Genomic DNA, 21,443 nt, shown 5'->3' with positions numbered 1-21,443 from the left:
CATGAAGCATCTATTGACCCGCCTGACCCTGGCGGTCGGGCTGGCTGCGCCGCTGTTGTTTGCTCACGCTGATGATCAGGTCAAGCGCGGCGAATACCTTGCTCGCGCCGCCGACTGCATGGCGTGCCACACCGCGCCGGGTGGCGCGCCGTTTTCCGGCGGGCTGCCGATCGTCTCGCCGTTCGGCACGATCTACGGCACCAACATCACTCCGAGCAAAGAGCACGGTATCGGCCTGTACAGCGATGACGAATTCTTCGCTGCGCTGACCGAAGGCAAGCGTCGCGACGGCGCGAATCTGTATCCGGCGATGCCTTACACCTCGTACCACCTGGTGCCTCGAGAAGATTCGGATGCGATTCATGCCTACCTGAAAACCATCGAGCCGATCGAGCGCGCTGCGCCGGTCACCAGCCTGAGCTTTCCGTTCAACGTGCGTCCGGGCCTGATCGGCTGGAACATGCTGTACGGCAAAGCGTTGAAGCTGGAATCTGCCGAAGGCAAAAGCGAAGCCTGGAAGCGCGGTCAGTACATGGTCGAGGTGCTTGGTCACTGCGGCGAATGCCACACGCCACGTGGCCTGCCGGGCGCGATGCAACTGGACAAACGCCTGACCGGCGGCATCCTCAACGGTTATCTGGCACCGAGCCTGCTCGCCACCGATCTGGCGGCGCGCGGCTGGAATCAGCAGGATCTGAGCACGTTTCTCAAGCACGGCATGAGCGCCCAGGGCACGATGTTCAACGAGATGTTCCCGGTGTTCCACAACAGCACCCAGGGTCTGAACGATCAGGATCTGGCGGCGATGGCGACGTTCCTGCTCGGCGACAAACCACCAGTAGCCAAAGAGCTGGCTGAAGTGTCGCCGGACAAACTCGGCCCGAGTGCGCAACGCGGCCGTCAGGAATATTTGAACGTCTGCGCCGGTTGTCATGCTGTCGGTGGCGAAGGCAAACCGCACATCGCCGTGGCCATGCGTGGCAACACCACGCTGCGTCTGGAAGATCCGCGCAACCTGGTGCGGGTGATCGAGGACGGCATCGGTGAGCAGAAATTCGCCGGGTTCGAACACATGCAGCCAATGCCGGGTTTCGCCGACAAGCTCAGTGCTGAACAGCTGACTGATCTGCTGAACTATCTGCGTCAAGGCTGGGGCGGCCAGTCGGCAGAGCTGGCAGTGAGCGACGTGCAGAAACTGCAGGCTGACGCTCCGGCCGTCGAGCACAAGGCGCACTGACATGCAGCATCTCGATCTACAGGTTTTGCGGCGGGCACTGGAGTGGTCGGTGGCGGGGCAGCGCATCTGGCTCTGCACGGTGCTGACCACCTACGGCTCGGCGCCGCGTGCTCCGGGTTCGCTGCTGGCGGTGAACGATAACGGCCAGTGGATCGGGTCGCTGTCCGGTGGTTGCGTCGAGGAAGACTTTCTCGAGCGCGTCGCTGAGGGTGCGTTTCTCGATGCGGTCAATGTCGTGCGTTACGGTGAAGGCGATGATCCGCGCTCGCGGGTCAGCCTGCCCTGTGGCGGCATTCTCGACGTACTGGTAGAGAAATTTGACGCCGGCTGCGAGGTGCAGGCGCATCTGCGTGAGCTTGAATCGGCGTTGCTTGGTCAGCGCCGTTTGATTCGCGAGGTCGATCTGGCCAGCGGTGCGCGCAGTCTGTTCGCGGATCGCGAGCAGGGCGCGCGCATCGAACGCGAGATTGATCGGGTGCGGATTCGCGTCGGTGCCGCCCAGCGCTTGCTGCTGGCGGGTTACTCCAGCGTGGCGCAGGCCTGTGCCGAGTTCGCGGTGGGTCTGGGTTTCGAAGTGATTCTCTGTGATCCGCGTGATGAAGTGCTTGAAGGCGTGGTGCTGAATGGCGTGGAGATTCGTCGGCAACTGCCCTCGGTGTTCATCGCCGATGGCGGCTGTCATCGCGATACTGCGGTGGTGGCGCTGACCCATGATCCGCGTATTGACGATCTGGCGATGATGGAAGCGGTGCGCACCGAGGCGTCTTACATCGGCGTCATGGGTTCGCAGCAGACTTCGCAGAAGCGCTTCGAGCGGTTGCGCAGGATTGGTGGGCTGGGGGAGGCCGAACTGGCGCGGATTCATGCGCCGATCGGGCTTAACCTGGGCAGCAAGACGCCGGCGGAGATTGCTTTGGCGGTGCTGGCGGATATCTTGCGGATTCGTAGCGGGATTGCTCGGGATCAACTCTGATCTGGACTTTGCAAATATTTGTGGCGAGGGAGCTTGCTCCCGCTGGACTGCGCAGCAGGCCTTCTTTCCTGGATGAAAGAGGGGCCGCTTCGCGACCCGGCGGGAGCAAGCTCCCTCGCCACAGTTTCTTGTCAGTCAAGAAAACTGATCAGAAACCCAGCTTGTCACGCAACCCGTAATACCACGCCCCCAACGCCGCAAACGGCGTACGCAGCAACTGCCCGCCCGGGAACGGATAGTGCGGCAGATCGGCAAACGCATCAAAACGCTCGGCCTGACCACGCAACGCCTCGGCCAGCACCTTGCCGGCGAGATGCGTATAGGTCACACCATGGCCGCTGCAGCCCTGAGAGTAGTAGATGTTGTCGCCCAGGCGTCCGACCTGCGGCAGGCGCGACAGGGTCAGCAGGAAATTGCCCGTCCACGCGTAATCAATCTTCACGTCTTTCAGTTGCGGAAAGGCCTTGAGCATTTTCGGGCGGATGATCGCTTCGATGTTCGCCGGATCCCGCGCGCCATAGACCACTCCGCCGCCGAAGATCAGACGCTTGTCGCCGGTCAGTCGGTAGTAGTCGAGCAGATAGTTGCAGTCTTCGACGCAGTAATCCTGTGGCAGAAGAGATTTCGCCAGCTCATCGCCCAGCGGTTCGGTGGTGATTACCTGGGTGCCGCACGGCATCGATTTCGCCGCCAGTTCCGGTACCAGATTGCCGAGATAGGCGTTGCCTGCAACGATGATGAACTTGGCCCTGACCTTGCCTTGCGGCGTGTGCACCACCGGGTTGGGACCACGCTCGATGCGCACTGCTGGCGATTGCTCATAGATGGTGCCGCCGAGGGACTCGACCGCAGCAGCTTCACCGAGCGCAAGGTTCAGCGGATGAATGTGGCCGCCGCTCATGTCGAGCATGCCGCCGACGTATTGATCGCACGCCACCACTTCGCGAATGCGGCGCTGATCGAGCAGTTCCAGTTGCGTGTGGCCGAAGCGTTCCCACAGGCGCTTCTGCGATTCCAGATGGCCCATCTGCTTGGTCGTCAGCGCGGCGAACACGCCGCCGTCCTTCAGGTCGCACTGGATGTTGTACTTGGCGACGCGCTCACGAATGATCCGGCCGCCTTCGAAGGCCATCTGCCCGAGAAGTTGCGCCTGTTTGGGGCCGACAGTGCGTTCGATAACGTCGATGTCGCGGCTGTAGCTGTTGACGATCTGCCCGCCATTACGTCCCGACGCACCGAAGCCGACCTTGGCCGCTTCCAGTACCGTCACACGAAAACCGTTCTCCAGCAGAAACAGCGCCGAGGACAGCCCGGTGTACCCGGCGCCGATCACACAGACATCCGTCTCCACATCATCCAGCAGGGCCGGACGTGGCGGTACGGCATTGGCCGACGCAGCGTAATAAGACTCTGGGTAAGGGGTGTTCGCCATCCTGCAGCCTCTGTTTAATATATTTTACGAGTGCGCCGATCCTACCCGAGTTGAAAAACCTCCGCCAGCCACCGGAAAAATCTCCTTCACCGGCCCGAAATTAAATATTTTGCATATTCATAGGGTTAGGTGAAAAAAAGGTGTTGACACCCCTCCGGAATTCCGTAGAATGCCGCCTCACAGCAGGCACGTAGCTCAGTTGGTTAGAGCACCACCTTGACATGGTGGGGGTCGTTGGTTCGAGTCCAATCGCGCCTACCAAACAAAATCCGCTCTGCTGGGCGGTCTGGAAGGGCTCACCGAAAGGTGGGCCCTTTTTTGTTGTCTGCGATTTTCCAAAGCTTTGCCTCGGCGATCTCGCCCAAACCTTCACATGCTCCGTTACCTTGAACGCTTAGCGTGTTTCGAAATAACACGTCCTGTTCATATGTTTTTCCGTGTGTTTTTGGATCCGTTAAAAAAGTGTGGATATTTAAGGGGTTACAGGCCTTTGTAACCGACCGGTTATCAAAAAAATGTTGTTGCCGGTCGTGGATTTCAGTAACATCCGTCCCGCGTTCACCACCACGGTTTATGCATTTTTAAATCCCAAGCTTCCATCAGCTGCTTGGGATTTTTTTTGCCTGCGATTTGGCGAATCCCGCTTTTTGTCTCCCGGCTTCCTGCGCGAAGCTTTCCAGCCCCACGATTGTGTGCGGGCGACACCGCGATTTTTCGACTACTACTGACTGGCGTTTTCCAGGGCTTTCGCAAAGGAGTTCGTCGATGCTGGTTCATTGGTTTCTTGCAGCGATTCATTTATTGGCTTTTGCCTTGGGCTTCTGGGCGGTGTTGACCCGTGGCACGGCGTTCAGTCGCCTCGCGGCTGGCGTCGGCGAGCCCAGGCGAGTGTTGCTCGTTGATAATCTGTGGGGGATTGCCGCGCTGGTGCTGCTGGTCACCGGAGGCATGCGCGCCTTTGGCGGCTTTGAAAAGGGTACTGACTACTATCTGCATCAGCCGCTGTTTCATTTGAAGATGACGTTGTTCGTGCTGATTCTGCTGGTCGAGCTGGCGCCGATGATCACGCTGATCAAGTGGCGGATCGCGTCGGCGCGGGGCAAGACGCTCGATATCGGGCGCGCAAGGCTGTATGCGCGGCTCAGTCATGTCGAGGCGTTGTTGTTGGTGCTGATGGTGATCGCAGCCACCGGCATGGCGCGCGGCGTGATGTTCGGCTAACGCGGCGTAATTCCCTGTGTTCTCTCGGAAACGTCTGACAGCCAGCCTGGGGAGTCGCAGGTAGTATCGCGCTGCAGCAGGAGAGAGGGGAGCGGATGAGGCGGGGGTCAGGCGCCGTGCCCAGCGAAGTGGGGCGCGGATGGCAGTACGGCGCGTGAATCTTTAGCCAGTCATTACATCGAGGCAACGGACTGGCTACTGACAGCGGGGTGGCTCAAGGCGTTTGTGGCTTGTCCGGAGCGGTCAGGCCGGCCTGAATGCGCTGATAGATTTCTTCCCGGTGCACGGCGACGTTCTTCGGAGCGTTGATGCCGATGCGGACTTGCTGGCCGCTGACGCCGAGGATGGTGATGGTAATGTCATCGCCAATGTTTATGCTTTCACCGACTTTGCGGGTGAGTATCAGCATGGTCTTCTCCTTGATTGCTTTGTAGGGCACCTGATTCAGACAGTGCAGAGGTCGGTGGTACGTATAGATTAGTGCGAAGTCTCACGGTTTGGGTGCCTCTTTCTGACGCGCAGATACGGCATTAATTCCCAGGGCGTAACTATACAGAGGCTGCAATCATCAATCTCGTTGTTTTGTGCCCATTTTGCGGGCCTCGCGAAGTATTTATGAATGTTAAGATCGCCGCTTTGAGATTTTCGAGGAAAGCGTTGTGCGCAAATTGGTCTGGATGGTCGCGGCACTGGTATTGGCAGGATGTGGTGAAGGCAAAAGTGTAGACGTGCAGAAGCCGAAATCGACAGTCGCGGCCGCGCCTGCAACGGCGTCTGCTCCGCAGTGGGACCTCGAAGTGCGCGGCGAAACACCTCAGGCTGTCAGCGACCTGAGTGGCTGGTTGATCGAGCATGCTTTTGTGCCGACCGTAATCAAGGACGGCAGCGGCAAGACACGGATCCTGATTGGCCCGTTCAACTCCCAGGCCGAGGCGCAAGCTCGCAAGGTAGAGGTGGATGCTGCCTTGGTGAAGGCCAAGAAGCAGAACGTCGAGTCGGTGCTCGTGGAGCATCCGCTCGCGCCGTAAACCACCCGTTCAGCGGAGCGGCCTAAAGGACATCGCAGGCGACTCGTCTTATACGAGTCAATCTCGATTCTCGAAGGAGCTCCGCATGGCTTCCGCCGCTCCCTATAAACTCTTCAATGCGGTTCTGCACCGCAAGACGCTGGTGAGTCCGCACATGATGCGGATCACGCTCGCCGACCCCTCGATAGGTGGTATGGCCACCTGGGCGCCGGATCAGCGCGTCAAACTGTTCTTCCCTGCTGAAGATGGATCGCCTGCAAGTCTTGCGCAGGAGGAGGGTTGGTACGCGCGTTTTCGTTCGATGCTGGCGAGCCGTCGACCAGCAATGCGCACCTACACCATTCGTCATTTGCGCGCCGATCAGGGCGAGGTCGACATCGACTTTGTCCTGCATGGCGAGACCGGTCCCGCGTCGCGCTGGGCGCTGCGTGCGCAGCCGGGAGCGTCGATGCAGATTCTTGCGCCCGATAGCCTTTTTTCGGCGCAGGACGCTGGGGGGTTCGAATGGAAACCGCCGCAGTTGCTCAAGGAGGTTTTGCTGGTGGCGGATGCCACGGCGTTGCCGGCCGCCATGGGGATTCTCGAGCAACTGGCCGCCATGGCCGAGCCCCCGCGCACGCAAGCGTTCTTTGAGGTGGACAGTTTGCAGGACATGCTCTCGGTGCCGGACTGGCCCGGGTTGTCGGTGCAGTGGCTGGTGCGTGATCAGGCGCAAGCGGCGGTCGCCGGCACGCTGATGGTGGAGGCGGTGCAGCGCGCGGTCCGGCCGGCAGATGGGCAATCAGTCGGGCAGGCCGCTGAACTGGCTGAGGTCGATATCGACCAGGAGATTCTTTGGGAGATCGCCCATACCGCCCCTGAAGGGTTTTATGGCTGGATTGCCGGAGAAAGTGCGGCAGTCATGCGGCTGCGCAAATACCTGATCAAGGAATGCGGTATCCCCCGTGAGTCACTCAATCTGATGGGCTACTGGCGCTATAACAAGGCTGGCAGCTAGGCACAAAAAAGGCCTCGAATATCACTTTCGAGGCCTTTTCTTATGCGCTGGAGGATCAGCCGCAGGCTTTCAAATTTACCGGGCCGACAAACTCATTGCCGCGTCCCATCACGCACGCCACGCTTTGATTGCGTTGGCGTTCCCAGTCCTGCACCGGGTAGGTCTTGTCCCACGCTTCGTACAACTGCCGATCCTGTTTCGACAGGCGCAAGCCGTACTGCTTGCTCATGTAGAAATAGGTGCGCGCAATCATGCCGCGAATAGACGGGCGAGGCATGACCTTCTTGGCCTTGAAGTCGACTTGGGTCAGGCACGAGCCGTACTGTCCGGATTGCACCGGCAGCCAGCCATAGCTGAAGTTGCTGCGATCACCATTGACCTCGCCGATGCTCGGCACCAGGTTGTGCAGGTCGGCTTCGGCTTTCTGATAGCTCGGGTCATAGCGGGTGCAGTTCTTGCGTCCGCCCGACTGCCAGCATTGGCGCTGATGGCCGAACTCCCATGCCGGGACAATGTGCTCCCATTCAATGCGCGAGGCACGCTTGGCATTCTTGCGCGGCACGTAGCCGCAAGCCTTCAAGTCCACCTTGTTGCCGGTGTACTTGCACCCGCAGTAAAACTCGGTGGACTGCGGCGCATAGAGTTTCCAGGCGACCTTCTTGGCCTCGGTAAAGGTACGCGGTGCGCCAGCCTGGGCACCAAAAGCGATGAACAGCAACAGCAAAGCAAAACAGCGGACACTCATTGAATCAATCTTCCTTCGGCACAACCCAAAAAATCTGCACGCCACCATCGTCGCGATAGGCGAGTGTGACGTTGTCGTTCTCGTCGATTTCCTCGAGCAACTGCTCCCATGCATCCACAGGCTCGTCCGGCAGACGGAAGATCAAGGCGGCTTTGGCTTTTTGTGCGGTAGGGGAATTGATGATTTTCTGAACGCGCATGCCCATGCGTTCGTAAGCGTCAGGAGCATCAGGAGAGGTGGCCACGAGGTTATCCTTATTAAGCTGTACGTGCATACAGTATTTAACTGTAAGCATTTTCGCAACTGCTTAAAATTCAAGAAAATCCTCTGACAGCGCTTTTCCGATTTTGGTGTAGGTCGGGTCGATTATTTTGTACGAAAAATTAGCGCTCAGCGTAGGCGGCAGCACCACCCGCCGCGCGGGCGAGTGATGTGCAGGTTGCCCGACCCGGAAAGGGTCGGGCGAAGGTCAATCAGTATTCCCAGAACATCCGTTGCAGCTCTTTGCTGTCGTTGGTTTTGGTCAGGGCGACCATGGCCAGGATGCGGGCTTTTTGCGGGTTCAGGTCGTGAGCGACCACCCAGTCGTACTTGTCGTCAGGCTGTTCGGCGTTGCGCAGAACGAAACCGCCGGCGTTGACGTGGGACGAACGGATGATCTGCACGCCATCTTTACGCAGGGCTTGCAGGGATGGCACGACGCGGGAAGACACCGAGCCATTGCCGGTACCGGCGTGGATGATGGCTTTCGCGCCGGCCTGGGCCAGAGCCTTGTAGGCGGTGTCGTCGACGTTGCCGTAGGAGTAGGCGATTTCTACGTCAGGCAGGCTCTTGATGTTCTTGATGTCGAATTCCGAATCCATGGTGTGACGCTTGGCTGGCAAGCGGAACCAGTAGGATTTGCCTTCGACCACCATGCCCAGCGGACCCCAAGGGCTTTTGAACGCCTCGGTCTTGATGTTGATCATCTTGCTGACGTCGCGACCGGACTGGATTTCATCGTTCATGGTCACCAGCACGCCTTTGCCGCGCGCATCTTTGCTGCTGGCCACGGCAACGGCGTTGTACAGGTTGAGCATGCCGTCCGCCGACATGGCGGTGCCTGGACGCATCGAGCCGACCACGATGATCGGCTTGTCGGTTTTTTCCACCAGGTTCAGGAAATAGGCGGTCTCTTCCAGGGTGTCGGTACCGTGGGTGATGACGATGCCATCCACGTCTTTGCTGTCGGCCAGTTCGGATACGCGGCGACCGAGTTGCAGCAGGTTGTCGTTGGTAATGCTTTCGGAGGCGATCTGCATGACTTGTTCGCCACGCACGTTCGCCAGTTTGCTCAGCTCGGGGATGCCGGCGATCAGTTGTTCAATGCCGACTTTGGCCGCTTGATAGGTGGCGCTGTTGGCCGCGCTGGCGCCAGCGCCGGCAATGGTCCCGCCAGTGGCGAGCACCACGACGTTGGCGAGTTTGGTCTGGGTTTCGACTTCTTTTGCCTGAAGGGCGGTCGGCAGGAGCAGGAGGAGGGCCAAAGCGCCCGGTACCAAGGTGTTGAAAGCAGATTTCATTATTTTTCTCTCTAGTAGTGAGACGGTGCTGATGCAGGTTCATCTAGATGCGCCCCGCGCCGATCTGGATGCGCGGGGTGCGGTGAAGGGAGCAGGATCTGTACCAGCGGTACTTTGCTTTAGAGAAATGTTTAACCTCATGATTTAAATCAAGATTTTATTGGTTGGACAATGATGCGACGAATCACCTGGCCGGGTTTCCGAACAAAGCAAGCTTTCGCGTTCGGTTCACCGAAAGGGACTACACCTCTTGGCGACCGTAACCGCTTGCCGGTTTCAGGTTTTCTGCTAAAGAAACCCGTCAGTAAGCCGATGGCTGTTGAAGGAAATGTTTATTTAGGGAGTTCACATGTCACTGACGATCGGTTTTTCAAATCCCGGCGCAGTCACCATCGGCGGTAAAACCGCAGCGACAATCAATGCAATGAGCCAAGCGGAAGCGGATGCGTCCGACAAGGCGCTTGGCGTTGAAAAAGAACCGAGCAATCAGGTCCGAACCGGTGGTCCCGCGCAAGAAGCCAGCCAGGCGGATAGCGCTGACAGCGGCGATAACCTGAGCGTCACCGTGAAAATGCTGCTCAAGCGCATGCAGGAATTGCAGAAGCAACTGCAGGAGCAGCAACAGCAACTGGCTGCAGCCCAGGCCGCGAGCTATCCAACACCTGAGGCCAAGTCGCAGGCGGTCATGTCCGTCCAGGGACAGATTGCGCAAACCAGCGGAGAGCTGATGCAAGTGGCGGCGGCGCTGGTCAAGGAAATGACCAAGGATTCCACCAGCGGCAATCTGGTCAGCACCACGGCCTGAGCAGCGAGAGGCGAGTCCGATGATTCGCCCTACAATATTTGACGATTTCTGATTGTTGACAAATGTCGGCAGGATTCACATAGTTCGACCTGCGCAAACGATTGCGCGGCTTTTCCGGCGCACTGTTGGCCGGAACAAGCGATCAAGCTAACGCCCGCGCGAGCGTTGCTCACAATAATCATAAGATCGGAGTGAACCCATGAAGCTGCCATTCGCTGGACGTCTTCTTGCAGTCGCTATGCTGGCTGCTGCAGCCGCCGCACTACCTGTCTCTTCGGCCTTCGCCGAGTCCCCGGAAAAACCCAAAGTCGCACTGGTCATGAAATCCCTGGCCAACGAATTCTTCCTGACCATGGAAGATGGCGCCAAGGCTTACCAGAAAGACCACTCTGCCGACTTCGACCTGATCTCCAACGGCATCAAGGACGAGACCGATACCGCCGGCCAGACCCGTATCGTCGAGCAGATGATTCTGGCCAAGGTCAACGCCCTGGTCATCGCGCCTTCCGATTCCAAAGCCATGGTGCCGGTGATCAAGAAAGCCGTTGACGCCGGCATCACCGTGATCAACATCGACAACCAGCTCGATCCGCAAATCGTCAAAAGCAAAAACATCAGTGTGCCATTCGTAGGCCCGGACAACCGCAAGGGTGCACGTCTGGTCGGCGAATACCTGGCCAAGCAACTGAAGGCCGGTGACGAAGTCGGCATCATCGAAGGCGTGTCCACCACCACCAACGCCCAACAGCGCACCGCAGGCTTCAAGGATGCGATGGAGGCGGCGCAGATCAAGGTTGTGTCGCTGCAGTCCGGCGACTGGGAGATCGACAAGGGCAACAAGGTTGCTGCTTCGATTCTCAGCGAATACCCGAATGTGAAAGCGCTGCTGGCGGGTAACGACAGCATGGCCGTTGGCGCCGTTTCCGCCGTGCGTGCTGCGGGCAAGGCCGGGCAGGTACAGGTTGTCGGTTACGACAATATCAACGCCATCAAGCCGATGCTCAAGGACGGCCGTGTACTGGCGACTGCCGATCAGTTTGCTGCCAAACAGGCCGTGTTCGGTATCGAGACCGCGCTGAAAATCATCAAGGGCGAGAAAGTCGACAGCGGCGCCAATGGCGTGATCGAAACGCCAGTCGAGCTGGTCACCAAATAAGTCTTCCGGCGACACAACGGCGCTCGTCCGTCCGGGCGAGCGCATGGAGAGTTTTTATGTCAGTTTCCGCCCCGAACGCTGTCCTCTCGGTCAGCGGTATCGGTAAGACCTATGCGCAACCGGTGCTCACGGGCATCGACTTGACGCTGATGCGCGGTGAAGTGCTGGCGCTGACCGGTGAGAATGGTGCCGGTAAAAGCACGCTGTCGAAGATCATTGGTGGCCTGGTTACGCCCACCACTGGCCAGATGCAGTTTCAGGGCAAGGACTACCGTCCGGGCAGCCGTACCCAGGCCGAAGAGCTTGGCGTGCGCATGGTCATGCAAGAACTCAATCTGTTGCCGACCCTGTCGGTGGCGGAAAACCTGTTTCTCGACAACCTGCCGAGCAACGGCGGCTGGATCAGCCGCAAGCAATTGCGCAAAGCCGCGATCGAAGCCATGGCGCAGGTCGGCCTCGATGCCATTGACCCCGACACCCTGGTCGGCGAACTCGGCATCGGCCATCAACAAATGGTCGAGATCGCGCGCAACCTGATCGGCGATTGCCATGTGCTGATCCTCGATGAGCCGACTGCGATGCTTACCGCCCGTGAGGTAGAAATGCTCTTCGAGCAGATCACTCGCTTGCAGGCGCGTGGCGTTTCGATCATCTACATCTCGCACCGCCTCGAAGAGTTGGCGCGCGTCGCGCAGCGCATTGCCGTGCTGCGTGACGGCAATCTGGTCTGCGTCGAGCCGATGGCCAACTACAACAGTGAGCAACTGGTGACCTTGATGGTCGGTCGCGAGCTGGGCGAACACATCGACATGGGCCCGCGCAAGATTGGCGCCCCGGCACTGACGGTCAAGGGCCTGACCCGTTCCGACAAGGTGCGTGATGTTTCCTTTGAAGTGCGTGCCGGCGAGATTTTCGGGATTTCCGGGTTGATCGGGGCAGGGCGCACCGAATTGCTGCGACTGATCTTCGGCGCCGATCTGGCTGACAGCGGCACGATTGCGCTGGGCTCGCCGGCGCAAGTGGTCAGTGTGCGTTCGCCGGTCGATGCGGTGAAGCATGGCATTGCCTTGATCACTGAAGACCGAAAGGGCGAAGGCCTGCTGCTCAGCCAGTCGATCAGCGCCAACATCGCTCTGGGCAACATGCCGGAAATTTCCAGGGCGGGAATCGTCAATAACGGCGACGAAATCTCCCTCGCGCAGCGTCAGATCAACGCCATGCGCATCCGCAGTTCCAGCCCGACACAACTGGTGTCGGAACTGTCCGGCGGCAATCAGCAGAAAGTGGTGATCGGTCGTTGGCTGGAGCGCGATTGCTCGGTGCTGTTGTTCGACGAACCGACTCGCGGCATCGACGTCGGCGCCAAGTTCGACATCTATGCCCTGCTCGGCGAGTTGACGCGTCAGGGCAAGGCGCTGGTGGTGGTGTCCAGTGACCTGCGCGAGCTGATGCTGATCTGCGACCGGATCGGTGTGCTGTCGGCCGGGCGTTTGATCGACACCTTCGAGCGCGACAGCTGGACTCAGGATGATTTGCTTGCCGCCGCGTTCGCCGGCTACCAAAAACGTGATGCGTTGCTCAATGAAGCGGCGCCTAGGGAACTCCCATGAAAACTGCAACTTCCGCCGGCAAACGTAGTGGCAATTTCTACGGTCTGGGCACCTATCTGGGCCTGGCCGGGGCCTTGCTGGCGATGGTGGCGCTGTTCTCGGTGATGAGCAGCCACTTCCTGTCCTATAACACTTTCAGCACCCTGGCCAACCAGATCCCTGACCTGATGGTGCTGGCGGTGGGCATGACCTTTGTATTGATCATCGGCGGCATCGACCTGTCGGTGGGTTCGGTGCTGGCGCTTGCCGCCTCGACCGTCAGCGTGGCGATTCTCGGCTGGGGCTGGAGCGTGTTGCCGGCAGCATTGCTCGGCATGGCAGTGGCGGCGCTGGCCGGTACGGTCACCGGCTCGATCACCGTGGCGTGGCGCATTCCGTCGTTCATCGTTTCGCTCGGTGTACTGGAAATGGCTCGTGGCCTGGCGTATCAGATGACCGGTTCGCGCACCGCCTACATCGGTGATTCGTTTGCCTGGCTGTCGAACCCGATCGCTTTCGGTATCTCGCCGTCGTTCATCATTGCCTTGCTGGTGATCTTCATTGCCCAAGCCGTTCTGACCCGCACCGTGTTCGGTCGCTACCTGATCGGCATTGGCACCAACGAAGAAGCGGTGCGTCTGGCCGGGATCAATCCAAAGCCGTACAAGATTCTGGTGTTCAGCCTGATGGGGCTGCTGGCCGGTATCGCTGCGCTGTTCCAGATTTCCCGTCTGGAAGCGGCGGACCCGAACGCCGGCTCCGGTCTCGAACTGCAAGTGATCGCCGCCGTGGTGATTGGCGGTACCAGCCTGATGGGCGGGCGTGGTTCGGTGATCAGTACGTTCTTCGGTGTGTTGATCATTTCGGTGCTGGCCGCCGGTCTGGCGCAGATCGGTGCGACCGAGCCGACCAAGCGCATCATCACCGGCGCGGTGATTGTCATTGCGGTGGTGCTCGATACCTATCGCAGCCAACGCGCCAGTCGACGGGGCTAACAGATGGCAACGATCAAGGATGTGGCGGCGCTCGCGGGGATTTCCTACACGACAGTTTCTCACGTGGTGAACAAGACGCGCCCGGTCAGCCAGGAAGTGCGGTTGAAGGTCGAGGCGGCCATCAAGAGTCTCGACTACGTGCCGAGTGCGGTGGCCCGTTCACTGAAAGCCAAGACCACTGCGACTATTGGCTTATTGGTGCCCAACAGCCTCAACCCGTATTTTGCCGAGTTGGCACGGGGCATCGAGGATTACTGCGAGCGTAACGGCTACTGCGTGATCCTTTGCAACTCTGACGACAACCCGGACAAACAGCGCAGCTATTTGCGGGTGCTGTTGGAAAAACGCATTGACGGCCTGATCGTTGCCTCCGCCGGTGGCGACATCGGGCTCGCGCAAGGGCTGGCCGGGGTGAAGACGCCGATGGTGATTGTCGACCGCGGGCTCGATGGCGTGGACGCCGATCTGGTGCGCATCGACCACGAATATGGCGCTTATCTGGCGACCCGGCACCTGCTGGAATTGGGCCATCGCGACATCGCTACCATCGGTGGTCCGTCGGGTACCAGTGTGGCGCAAATGCGTCAGGCCGGTTTTTGTCGGGCGCTGCAGGAAGCGGGGCTCAAGGTGCGCCCCGAGCGCATGCTGGAAAGCGATTTCACCAGCACTGGCGGTTACAACGCGGCGGCCATCCTGCTCGAAAGCCACCCGCCGAGTGCGATCTTCGCCGGTAACGACATGATCGGTATCGGCGTGCTGCGTGCGGCGGCCGAGCGCAATGTGCGTGTACCGAGCGAGCTTTCGGTGATTGGCTTCGACGATATCCAGATGAGCCGTTATGTGTACCCGGCGCTGACCACCGTCGGCCAGTCGATCCTGCAGTTGGGCGAGATGGCTGCCGAGGTTCTGCTGCGAAGGATTGCTACCCCGGGCCTGGTCACCGATCAACGGATCGTGACCCCGAGTATTGTCTTGCGCGAATCGACTGCACCGCTGTCCGGCGTGTTCACCGAGTACCGCTGAAACCGAATTGACGAGTAGTGATGTATGTCAGCAAATGTAGTGGTAATAGGCAGCCTGAACATGGATCTGGTCACCCGGGCGCCACGGCTGCCCAAGGGCGGGGAAACGCTGATCGGTCATTCCTTTGCCACCGTGTCCGGCGGCAAGGGCGCCAATCAGGCGGTGGCCGCTGCGCGCCTCGGGGCGCAGGTGGCGATGGTCGGCTGTGTTGGCAACGATGACTACGGCGTGCAATTGCGCGACGCGTTGCTGATCGAGCAGATCGACTGTCAGGCGCTGAGCACGGTTGAAGATTCCAGTGGTGTGGCGCTGATCGTGGTCGATGACAACAGTCAGAACGCCATCGTGATCGTTGCCGGCGCCAACGGTGCAATGACCCCGGCGGTGATCGACCGCTTTGATGCAGTGCTGCAAGCAGCCGACGTGGTTATCTGCCAGCTCGAAATCCCGGATGCAACAGTGGGGCATGCACTCAAGCGTGCACGTGCGCTGGGCAAAACAGTGATCCTCAACCCGGCGCCGGCCAGTCGTCCGTTGCCGGCAGACTGGTTTGCCGCCATCGACTACCTGATCCCCAACGAAAGCGAAGCCGCTGCGTTGAGCGGGATGCCGGTCGATTCGCTGGAAACCGCGCAAAGCGCGGCCAGCCATCTGATTGCCATGGGCGCGGCCAAGGTCATCATCACCCTCGGTGCGCAGGGCTCACTGTTTGCCAATGGCAAAGGCTTCGAGCATTTCCCTGCGCCGAAAGTGAAGGCCGTCGATACCACCGCCGCCGGCGATACCTTTGTCGGCGGGTTTGCCGCGGCGCTCGCCAGTGGCAAGACCGAAGCGGAAGCGATTCGTTATGGGCAGATCGCGGCAGCGTTGTCCGTGACCCGGGCCGGCGCACAACCTTCCATTCCTACCATGTCCGACGTACAGGCATTCAAACCCGCATGAAAAAGACTCCTCTGCTCAACGTCGCGTTGTCGCGGCTGATCGCCTCCCTGGGCCATGGCGACATGGTGATCATCGGTGATGCCGGGCTGCCGGTTCCTCCGGGTGTTGAACTGATTGATCTGGCGCTGACCCATGGTGTTCCGGATTTCGTCAGTACCCTGAAAGTCGTGCTCAGCGAGATGCAGGTGGAAAGCCATGTGCTGGCCAACGAAATCCTCGACAAGCAGCCGACCGCGCTGGTCACGCTGGACGAGTTGCAGGAAGAGGGTGCCCTCGGTCGGCGCGAGCTGCTGACTCATGAGCAATTCAAGGTTCTCAGCCGACAGGCACGGGCGATTGTTCGTACAGGCGAATGTCAGCCGTACTGCAACATCGTGCTGGTGGCCGGGGTAACGTTCTAACCGGGTTTTCGACCCTTTCATTTTTCATCAGCACAAGGAATGCGCCATGCACCGCTATGCTCAAAAACTCCACCAATTACTTCGGAGTCTGCTGCTTTTGTCTTTTATTACCGCCACCGGCGCTCAGGCTGCTGAAAAGATCGACCTGATCATCGACACCGACCCGGGTGCCGACGACGTAGTCGCCTTGCTGTTCGCTCTGGCTTCGCCGGATGAACTGAACATTCGCGCACTGACCACCGTGGCCGGCAACGTGCGCCTCGACAAGACTTCGCGCAACGCGCGCCTGGCTCGCGAGTGGGCAGGGCGCGAAGACGTTCCGGTGTATGCCGGTGCGCCGAAGCCACTGATGCGTACGCCGATCTACGCCGAGAACATCCATGGCAAGGAAGGCCTGTCGGGTGTGACCGTGCATGAGCCGAAAAAGGGTCTGGCCGAAGGCAATGCGGTCAACTACCTGATCGACACCCTGAAGAAAGCCAAGCCGCACAGCATCACCATCGCCATGCTCGGTCCGCAGACCAACCTTGCGCTGGCGCTGATCCAGGAGCCGGAGATCGTCAACGGCATCAAGGAAGTGGTGATCATGGGTGGCGCGCACTTCAATGGCGGCAACATCACTCCGGTGGCGGAATTCAACCTGTTCGCCGACCCGCAAGCGGCGAAAGTGGTGCTCAAGAGCGGCGTGAAGCTGACCTACCTGCCGCTGGACGTGACTCACAAGATCCTCACCAGCGACGCACGCCTGAAGCAGATTGCCGCGCTGAACAACAACGCGAGCAAGATCGTTGGCGACATCCTCAATGAGTACATCAAAGGCGACATGGAGCATTACGGCATCCCGGGTGGCCCGGTGCATGACGCGACCGTCATCGCTTACCTGCTCAAGCCTGAGCTGTTCACCGGTCGTTCGGTGAACGTGGCCATCGACAGCCGTGAAGGCATCACCTTCGGCCAGACTGTCGTTGACTGGTACGACGGCCTGAAGCAACCGAAAAATGCCTTCTGGGTCGAGAATGGCGATGCCCAGGGCTTTTTTGATCTGCTGACCGAGCGTCTGAAGCGCTTGAAGTAAGGCATAGGCCCGCAGGTGCCAGCCTGCGGGTCGTTACTCCCTCTCAGTCTTGTGCTCGTGCTGATACCGCTCGAACACTTGTGCAATGAATGTCTGTGCACCTTGGGTTCCCATGGTCTTGACCAGCAGATCGATGCTGATCAACGCCAGCTCCTCTGAACTGCCCGGGCTATACGAACTGTGTCCCTTCGGCCAAAGAACCTTGATGTCGGCGGTGATGCTTACGGTGCTCATGAGTGCGCTCGAAAAGTCGGGAATGTCTGCGTCCGAGTTAACCACTTTGTCGGGCGTTTGGCACTGCGACTTAGGCATGAGCGCGACGCTATGCGACACTTGGTCTTTTCCGGCTGATCCAAGGAATGCGCTGTGCAGATTGATTTGAACACCCCCGACGGCCTCACACTCGACGCTGTGCGCCAGTTGCTGGCCTCGGCCAGCGATGATGTGCACACGCAGTTGCGCGTGACCAAGGGTGGGATTGCCTATATTTCTTCTGGCGTGACGGGTGGGCAGGACATTGATGGCCTGCTGTTTCGTCTGGAGACCTGGGCCAAGGGTTCGGGGTATGTCGGCAACGTCGCGGCCAGTGATGAAGTCTGGGTGATGCAGATTTTTAATGCACTGAAGGACAACTGGCCGAATCCGCCGCTCGATTACATCGACGTCTATTGAGCGTCGTTAATATTCGGTGACGATTGCGTGAGGATGCGTTGCGCGCACTTCAGGCAAACTCGGCGTTTTTTCCGGATCGTGGGGCAGGGTGACAGCACTGGCTGTGAAACCAAACGCCAGATTGGCGGTCGCACGATCTCAGCTTAACCATTTGAAAAAAGGAGGCTTCATGCCTTTGAAGTTCGCGTCTCTGGGTGCACTTATGGCCGTTGCCATGTTGGCCGGTTGCAGCACAACCTCCAGCGAGTCGGCAAAGGATCCTGTGGCAACCGATGCCGGTCATAGCCGCTGTGAAGCAAAGGCAGCGGAATTTGCCATCGGGAAAAAGGCTTCGCCGGAACTGCTCGATCAGGCTCGAGCCAAGGCTGGCGCGCAAAACGCCCGCTTCCTCAAGCCAACCGACATGATCACTCTGGAGTACCGTTCCGATCGCTTGAATCTGAACACCGACAACAACCTGGTGGTCACTCGCGTCAACTGCGGCTGATCGCAGACCACTTTTGTTGCAGGCATAAAAAACCCCGTCACATGGACGGGGTTTTTTTAGTGCGCCGGGAAATTACTCTGGGCGAACTTGTGCAGCTTGCATACCCTTTTGGCCTTTCTCAGCCACGAAAGAGACGGTCTGGCCTTCTTTCAGGCTTTTGAAACCGTCGGATTCGATAGCTTTGAAGTGTACGAACAGGTCGTCACCGCCACCTTGAGGTGTTATGAAGCCTAAGCCTTTTTCATCGTTGAACCATTTAACGGTGCCGGTTTGGCGATTAGACATGGTGTATCTCCAAGAAACATATATTTTCAGTAGTACTGTGCTGCTCAGGCCAACTGGGCACACCGGAGTATCATAGTCGAAATGTTCGCTTTGGTAGCCCCCCGGACGTGCTGTTTGCTTTCATATTGCATCGATTTCAACCTCTGAAATGTCTGCAAGCCCCGGTTTCAGTGGCTTTCAGCCGAAACAAGAGGGTGTAAAAAAAGCTATAAAACCTGCGTAAATTATCGATTTCGGGGTCTTTTTGGCAGTTTTTAGCCTGCTGGACGCCCAAAAAAACATTCGTCAGCGATTATTTCTGCACTCGGCAAACCGAGATTTCTTTCAGTGCGCGCTGACCCAGTTCACCACTTGGCGGGGTGTTCTTGTCCATCAGTTGCGTGATCTCTTGCGTGGTGAATTTTTTCTCCAGAACATCGGCACCGCACGTGCAGTGTTGTTTGGCTACAGTTGGATTGACACTTTGGGCAGCAGCTTTGGTGCAGTCTGTCATGTACTGCTCTTTGGCGCCGGCGGGCCAGGCAGCGTTGGCGCTCAGCGGCAGCAGCAGGGCCAGTGGGGCCGCAAAAGCAAAAAGACGGATAAGGCGCATGTCTGAAACTCCTTGGTTTGATATCGGCGACGATTCTCAGCCTATTTGAGGCAAAGCGTATATCCCAAGTTCACTTTGCGCCGCAAAAATGCGCGAATCATCGGCACATCAATTCGATGACGTCGATGACCGCTCATCTGTGCTAGCATGCCGGGCTCAAGCGTTCTCAGGCTCCGGATGGCCTTCAGCCCCGGCAGCGGTCAACGTGCGAAAAATTCTGATTTGAATCCCAGTCACTCTGGTTCGGTTTTCCGGTTGGCCGCAAGGCTCCTGCCGCTGTAAGGCAGGCGTTCGTCATTGAATGGCCTGGATCGGATCTTGTACTGGCTCATCCCAACCCACGTGACCTTTGGTAGGGGTCACCACTAGGAGAGGAGGCGCCATGCCAACTATTACTCTTCCCGACGGCAGTCAACGTTCATTCGATCACCCGGTTTCCGTAGCCGAGGTCGCCGCATCCATTGGTGCCGGTCTGGCCAAGGCCACCGTGGCCGGCAAGGTCAACGGCAAGCTGGTCGACGCCTGCGACATCATCGACAGCGACGCGACGCTGCAAATCATCACGCCAAAGGATGAAGAGGGGCTGGAGATCATTCGCCACTCTTGCGCGCACCTGGTTGGCCATGCGGTCAAACAGCTGTACCCGACTGCGAAGATGGTCATCGGGCCGGTCATCGACGAAGGCTTCTATTACGACATCGCCTTCGAGCGTCCTTTTACTCCGGACGACATGGCCGCCATCGAACAGCGCATGCATCAGCTGATCGACAAGGATTACGACGTCATCAAGAAAGTCACTCCGCGTGCCGAAGTGATCGAAGTGTTCAAGGCCCGTGGCGAAGACTACAAGCTGCGCCTGGTCGAAGACATGCCGAACGAGCAGGCCATGGGCCTGTACTACCACGAAGAATACGTCGACATGTGCCGCGGTCCGCACGTGCCGAACACGCGTTTTTTGAAATCCTTCAAGCTGACCAAGTTGTCCGGCGCCTACTGGCGCGGTGATGCCAAGAACGAGCAATTGCAGCGCGTTTACGGCACTGCCTGGGCTGACAAGAAGCAGCTGGCGGCTTACATCCAGCGCATCGAAGAAGCGGAAAAACGCGATCACCGCAAGATCGGCAAGCGCCTGGGCTTGTTCCACACTCAGGAAGAAGCGCCAGGCATGGTGTTCTGGCATCCGAACGGCTGGACCCTGTATCAAGTGCTCGAGCAGTACATGCGCAAGGTGCAGCGTGACAACGGCTATCTCGAGATCAAGACGCCGCAAGTGGTTGATCGCAGCCTGTGGGAGAAATCCGGGCACTGGGCCAACTATGCCGACAACATGTTCACCACCGAGTCGGAAAGCCGCGACTACGCCATCAAGCCGATGAACTGCCCGTGCCACGTGCAGGTGTTCAATCAGGGCCTGAAGAGCTACCGCGAGCTGCCGATGCGTCTGGCCGAGTTCGGTGCCTGCCACCGTAACGAGCCGTCGGGTGCGCTGCACGGCATCATGCGTGTGCGTGCGTTCACTCAGGACGACGCCCACATTTTCTGCACTGAAGAGCAGATGCAGGCCGAGTCCGCAGCGTTCATCAAGCTGACCATGGATGTTTATCGCGACTTCGGCTTCACCGACGTCGAGATGAAGCTGTCCACTCGTCCGGAAAAACGCGTGGGTTCCGACGAGCTGTGGGACCGCGCCGAAGCGGCACTGGCGGCAGCCCTTGATAGCGCTGGCCTGCCGTACGATCTGCAGCCGGGCGAGGGTGCGTTCTACGGTCCGAAAATCGAGTTCTCGCTGAAAGATTGCCTCGGTCGCGTCTGGCAGTGTGGTACCTTGCAGCTCGATTTCAACCTGCCTGTCCGTCTCGGCGCCGAATACGTCTCCGAAGACAACAGCCGCAAGCACCCAGTGATGTTGCACCGGGCGATCCTCGGTTCGTTCGAGCGTTTCGTCGGGATTTTGATCGAGCATTACGAAGGTGCATTCCCTGCGTGGCTCGCGCCAACCCAGGCAGTGATCATGAATATCACTGATAAACAGGCAGATTTCGTCGCTCAGGTTGAAAAAACTCTCAACGAAAGCGGATTTCGTGCCAAGTCCGACTTGAGAAATGAAAAGATCGGCTTTAAAATCCGCGAGCATACTTTGCTCAAGGTTCCCTATCTTTTGGTTATCGGAGATAAGGAAGTCGAGATGCAGACTGTCGCTGTGCGTTCTCGTGAAGGTGCTGACCT

General features: G+C 58.8%; 25 protein-coding genes and 1 tRNA gene. 18 read left to right on the top strand and 8 right to left on the bottom strand.

The features are described from left to right. The first annotated feature begins 1 nt into the window (after nt 1). The gene (locus ACIOUG_RS22415) at nt 2-1,237 is read left to right on the top strand and encodes a c-type cytochrome (protein WP_401068745.1); all 1,236 of its coding nucleotides are present in this window, start codon (nt 2-4) and stop codon (nt 1,235-1,237) included. A gap of 1 nt (nt 1,238) precedes the next feature. Continuing rightward, nucleotides 1,239-2,210: an XdhC family protein gene (locus ACIOUG_RS22410; protein ID WP_401068743.1), complete on the top strand. Its 972-nt coding sequence runs from the start codon at nt 1,239-1,241 to the stop codon at nt 2,208-2,210. A 148-nt stretch (nt 2,211-2,358) separates the two neighbouring features. On the opposite strand, the gene ACIOUG_RS22405 is transcribed toward ACIOUG_RS22410, so the two are convergent. Further along, a complete protein-coding gene (locus tag ACIOUG_RS22405; protein ID WP_401068741.1) occupies nt 2,359-3,642 on the bottom strand; it encodes an NAD(P)/FAD-dependent oxidoreductase in 1,284 nt (427 codons plus the stop codon). Between the two features lie 184 nt (nt 3,643-3,826). Here ACIOUG_RS22405 and ACIOUG_RS22400 point away from each other — a divergent pair. From ACIOUG_RS22400 to ACIOUG_RS22390, 3 genes are all read left to right on the top strand, one after another. Further along, a tRNA-Val gene (locus ACIOUG_RS22400) sits at nt 3,827-3,903 on the top strand. 254 nt (nt 3,904-4,157) lie between these two features. After that, nucleotides 4,158-4,370, top strand: a complete 213-nt coding sequence (locus tag ACIOUG_RS22395; RefSeq protein ID WP_401068740.1) for a hypothetical protein — start codon at nt 4,158-4,160, stop codon at nt 4,368-4,370. 37 nt (nt 4,371-4,407) lie between these two features. Continuing rightward, the gene (locus tag ACIOUG_RS22390) at nt 4,408-4,863 is read left to right on the top strand and encodes a DUF2214 family protein (protein WP_401068738.1); all 456 of its coding nucleotides are present in this window, start codon (nt 4,408-4,410) and stop codon (nt 4,861-4,863) included. Between the two features lie 214 nt (nt 4,864-5,077). Here ACIOUG_RS22390 and csrA read toward each other — a convergent pair whose 3' ends face one another. Further along, complete coding sequence (gene csrA, locus ACIOUG_RS22385; RefSeq protein WP_003179932.1) at nt 5,078-5,272, bottom strand: carbon storage regulator CsrA; 195 nt, start codon at nt 5,270-5,272, stop codon at nt 5,078-5,080. Between the two features lie 250 nt (nt 5,273-5,522). Here csrA and ACIOUG_RS22380 point away from each other — a divergent pair, with 250 nt between their 5' ends. Both ACIOUG_RS22380 and ACIOUG_RS22375 read left to right on the top strand, forming a co-directional pair. Further along, a complete protein-coding gene (locus ACIOUG_RS22380) occupies nt 5,523-5,891 on the top strand; it encodes an SPOR domain-containing protein (RefSeq protein WP_401068736.1) in 369 nt (122 codons plus the stop codon). Nucleotides 5,892-5,976: 85 nt separating this feature from the next. After that, nucleotides 5,977-6,888 (top strand): siderophore-interacting protein, encoded by a 912-nt coding sequence (locus ACIOUG_RS22375; RefSeq protein ID WP_401068734.1) that lies wholly within the window; start codon nt 5,977-5,979, stop codon nt 6,886-6,888. 55 nt (nt 6,889-6,943) lie between these two features. Here the strand turns inward: ACIOUG_RS22375 and ACIOUG_RS22370 are convergent, their stop codons facing one another. From ACIOUG_RS22370 to ACIOUG_RS22360, 3 genes are all read right to left on the bottom strand, one after another. Continuing rightward, complete coding sequence (locus ACIOUG_RS22370; protein WP_064588319.1) at nt 6,944-7,633, bottom strand: endonuclease; 690 nt, start codon at nt 7,631-7,633, stop codon at nt 6,944-6,946. A 4-nt stretch (nt 7,634-7,637) separates the two neighbouring features. Continuing rightward, nucleotides 7,638-7,928, bottom strand: a complete 291-nt coding sequence (locus ACIOUG_RS22365) for a DUF1654 domain-containing protein (RefSeq protein ID WP_003226395.1) — start codon at nt 7,926-7,928, stop codon at nt 7,638-7,640. Nucleotides 7,929-8,106: 178 nt separating this feature from the next. Beyond that, nucleotides 8,107-9,195, bottom strand: coding sequence for an asparaginase (locus tag ACIOUG_RS22360; RefSeq protein ID WP_047597376.1), 1,089 nt, complete (start codon nt 9,193-9,195; stop codon nt 8,107-8,109). Between the two features lie 349 nt (nt 9,196-9,544). On the opposite strand from ACIOUG_RS22360, the gene ACIOUG_RS22355 reads away from it, so the two are divergent. The 8 genes from ACIOUG_RS22355 to ACIOUG_RS22320 all read left to right on the top strand — a co-directional run bounded on the left by ACIOUG_RS22355 (nt 9,545) and on the right by ACIOUG_RS22320 (nt 17,181). After that, complete coding sequence (locus ACIOUG_RS22355) at nt 9,545-10,000, top strand: hypothetical protein (protein WP_401068732.1); 456 nt, start codon at nt 9,545-9,547, stop codon at nt 9,998-10,000. Nucleotides 10,001-10,199: 199 nt separating this feature from the next. After that, nucleotides 10,200-11,156, top strand: coding sequence for a sugar ABC transporter substrate-binding protein (locus tag ACIOUG_RS22350; RefSeq protein ID WP_401068730.1), 957 nt, complete (start codon nt 10,200-10,202; stop codon nt 11,154-11,156). Between the two features lie 56 nt (nt 11,157-11,212). Continuing rightward, on the top strand, nt 11,213-12,766 hold the full coding sequence (locus tag ACIOUG_RS22345) for a sugar ABC transporter ATP-binding protein (RefSeq protein WP_401068728.1): 1,554 nt from the start codon (nt 11,213-11,215) through the stop codon (nt 12,764-12,766). Further along, the gene (locus ACIOUG_RS22340; RefSeq protein ID WP_401068726.1) at nt 12,763-13,740 is read left to right on the top strand and encodes an ABC transporter permease; all 978 of its coding nucleotides are present in this window, start codon (nt 12,763-12,765) and stop codon (nt 13,738-13,740) included. Before ACIOUG_RS22345 ends, ACIOUG_RS22340 begins: the two co-directional genes overlap by 4 nt. A 3-nt stretch (nt 13,741-13,743) precedes the next feature. Beyond that, complete coding sequence (locus ACIOUG_RS22335) at nt 13,744-14,763, top strand: LacI family DNA-binding transcriptional regulator (protein WP_401068725.1); 1,020 nt, start codon at nt 13,744-13,746, stop codon at nt 14,761-14,763. A gap of 24 nt (nt 14,764-14,787) precedes the next feature. After that, nucleotides 14,788-15,705: a ribokinase gene (rbsK, locus tag ACIOUG_RS22330; protein WP_401068723.1), complete on the top strand. Its 918-nt coding sequence runs from the start codon at nt 14,788-14,790 to the stop codon at nt 15,703-15,705. Continuing rightward, nucleotides 15,702-16,106, top strand: a complete 405-nt coding sequence (gene rbsD / locus ACIOUG_RS22325; protein WP_401068721.1) for a D-ribose pyranase — start codon at nt 15,702-15,704, stop codon at nt 16,104-16,106. Before rbsK ends, rbsD begins: the two co-directional genes overlap by 4 nt. Nucleotides 16,107-16,152: 46 nt before the next feature. After that, on the top strand, nt 16,153-17,181 hold the full coding sequence (locus ACIOUG_RS22320) for a nucleoside hydrolase (RefSeq protein WP_401068720.1): 1,029 nt from the start codon (nt 16,153-16,155) through the stop codon (nt 17,179-17,181). Between the two features lie 33 nt (nt 17,182-17,214). Here ACIOUG_RS22320 and ACIOUG_RS22315 read toward each other — a convergent pair whose 3' ends face one another. Then, a complete protein-coding gene (locus ACIOUG_RS22315; protein ID WP_401068718.1) occupies nt 17,215-17,415 on the bottom strand; it encodes a hypothetical protein in 201 nt (66 codons plus the stop codon). A 132-nt stretch (nt 17,416-17,547) separates the two neighbouring features. On the opposite strand from ACIOUG_RS22315, the gene ACIOUG_RS22310 reads away from it, so the two are divergent. Together ACIOUG_RS22310 and ACIOUG_RS22305 are read left to right on the top strand one after the other, a co-directional pair. After that, the gene (locus ACIOUG_RS22310) at nt 17,548-17,853 is read left to right on the top strand and encodes a hypothetical protein (RefSeq protein ID WP_007961247.1); all 306 of its coding nucleotides are present in this window, start codon (nt 17,548-17,550) and stop codon (nt 17,851-17,853) included. Between the two features lie 169 nt (nt 17,854-18,022). Next, nucleotides 18,023-18,340 carry an I78 family peptidase inhibitor gene (locus tag ACIOUG_RS22305; RefSeq protein WP_007961248.1) on the top strand — a complete coding sequence of 106 codons (318 nt, stop codon included), beginning with the start codon at nt 18,023-18,025 and terminating at the stop codon, nt 18,338-18,340. A gap of 72 nt (nt 18,341-18,412) precedes the next feature. Here the strand turns inward: ACIOUG_RS22305 and ACIOUG_RS22300 are convergent, their stop codons facing one another. Further along, nucleotides 18,413-18,625 (bottom strand): cold-shock protein, encoded by a 213-nt coding sequence (locus tag ACIOUG_RS22300; RefSeq protein WP_400651592.1) that lies wholly within the window; start codon nt 18,623-18,625, stop codon nt 18,413-18,415. Between the two features lie 292 nt (nt 18,626-18,917). Further along, entirely contained in the window at nt 18,918-19,217 is a 300-nt protein-coding gene (locus ACIOUG_RS22295; protein ID WP_401068716.1) for a hypothetical protein, read from the bottom strand. A gap of 382 nt (nt 19,218-19,599) precedes the next feature. Between ACIOUG_RS22295 and thrS the strand changes: the two genes are divergently transcribed. Further along, the coding region (gene thrS / locus ACIOUG_RS22290; protein WP_401068714.1) for a threonine--tRNA ligase at nt 19,600-21,443 on the top strand (1,844 nt) is incomplete at its 3' end.

This window comes from Pseudomonas sp. NPDC087803 (assembly GCF_044742995.1).
Classification (GTDB): Bacteria; Pseudomonadota; Gammaproteobacteria; order Pseudomonadales; family Pseudomonadaceae; genus Aquipseudomonas.
The sequence above is the reverse complement of the archived record's forward strand: the minus strand, read 5'-3'. Positions and strand labels throughout refer to the sequence as shown.

Excerpts from the sequence above, each read along its gene's own strand:
- ACIOUG_RS22315 (WP_401068718.1), bottom strand. The coding sequence starts at position 17,415 with ATGAGCACCGTAAGCATCACCGCCGACATCAAGGTTCTTTGGCCGAAG.
- rbsD (WP_401068721.1), top strand. The coding sequence starts at position 15,702 with ATGAAAAAGACTCCTCTGCTCAACGTCGCGTTGTCGCGGCTGATCGCC.
- rbsK (WP_401068723.1), top strand. The coding sequence starts at position 14,788 with ATGTCAGCAAATGTAGTGGTAATAGGCAGCCTGAACATGGATCTGGTC.
- ACIOUG_RS22375 (WP_401068734.1), top strand. The coding sequence starts at position 5,977 with ATGGCTTCCGCCGCTCCCTATAAACTCTTCAATGCGGTTCTGCACCGC.
- ACIOUG_RS22410 (WP_401068743.1), top strand. The coding sequence starts at position 1,239 with ATGCAGCATCTCGATCTACAGGTTTTGCGGCGGGCACTGGAGTGGTCG.
- ACIOUG_RS22340 (WP_401068726.1), top strand. The coding sequence starts at position 12,763 with ATGAAAACTGCAACTTCCGCCGGCAAACGTAGTGGCAATTTCTACGGT.
- ACIOUG_RS22305 (WP_007961248.1), top strand. The coding sequence starts at position 18,023 with ATGCCTTTGAAGTTCGCGTCTCTGGGTGCACTTATGGCCGTTGCCATG.
- ACIOUG_RS22390 (WP_401068738.1), top strand. The coding sequence starts at position 4,408 with ATGCTGGTTCATTGGTTTCTTGCAGCGATTCATTTATTGGCTTTTGCC.
- ACIOUG_RS22335 (WP_401068725.1), top strand. The coding sequence starts at position 13,744 with ATGGCAACGATCAAGGATGTGGCGGCGCTCGCGGGGATTTCCTACACG.
- ACIOUG_RS22360 (WP_047597376.1), bottom strand. The coding sequence starts at position 9,195 with ATGAAATCTGCTTTCAACACCTTGGTACCGGGCGCTTTGGCCCTCCTC.
- ACIOUG_RS22370 (WP_064588319.1), bottom strand. The coding sequence starts at position 7,633 with ATGAGTGTCCGCTGTTTTGCTTTGCTGTTGCTGTTCATCGCTTTTGGT.
- ACIOUG_RS22365 (WP_003226395.1), bottom strand. The coding sequence starts at position 7,928 with ATGCTTACAGTTAAATACTGTATGCACGTACAGCTTAATAAGGATAAC.
- ACIOUG_RS22415 (WP_401068745.1), top strand. The coding sequence starts at position 2 with ATGAAGCATCTATTGACCCGCCTGACCCTGGCGGTCGGGCTGGCTGCG.
- ACIOUG_RS22345 (WP_401068728.1), top strand. The coding sequence starts at position 11,213 with ATGTCAGTTTCCGCCCCGAACGCTGTCCTCTCGGTCAGCGGTATCGGT.
- ACIOUG_RS22355 (WP_401068732.1), top strand. The coding sequence starts at position 9,545 with ATGTCACTGACGATCGGTTTTTCAAATCCCGGCGCAGTCACCATCGGC.
- ACIOUG_RS22295 (WP_401068716.1), bottom strand. The coding sequence starts at position 19,217 with ATGCGCCTTATCCGTCTTTTTGCTTTTGCGGCCCCACTGGCCCTGCTG.
- ACIOUG_RS22320 (WP_401068720.1), top strand. The coding sequence starts at position 16,153 with ATGCACCGCTATGCTCAAAAACTCCACCAATTACTTCGGAGTCTGCTG.
- csrA (WP_003179932.1), bottom strand. The coding sequence starts at position 5,272 with ATGCTGATACTCACCCGCAAAGTCGGTGAAAGCATAAACATTGGCGAT.
- ACIOUG_RS22395 (WP_401068740.1), top strand. The coding sequence starts at position 4,158 with ATGTTGTTGCCGGTCGTGGATTTCAGTAACATCCGTCCCGCGTTCACC.
- ACIOUG_RS22350 (WP_401068730.1), top strand. The coding sequence starts at position 10,200 with ATGAAGCTGCCATTCGCTGGACGTCTTCTTGCAGTCGCTATGCTGGCT.
- ACIOUG_RS22300 (WP_400651592.1), bottom strand. The coding sequence starts at position 18,625 with ATGTCTAATCGCCAAACCGGCACCGTTAAATGGTTCAACGATGAAAAA.
- ACIOUG_RS22405 (WP_401068741.1), bottom strand. The coding sequence starts at position 3,642 with ATGGCGAACACCCCTTACCCAGAGTCTTATTACGCTGCGTCGGCCAAT.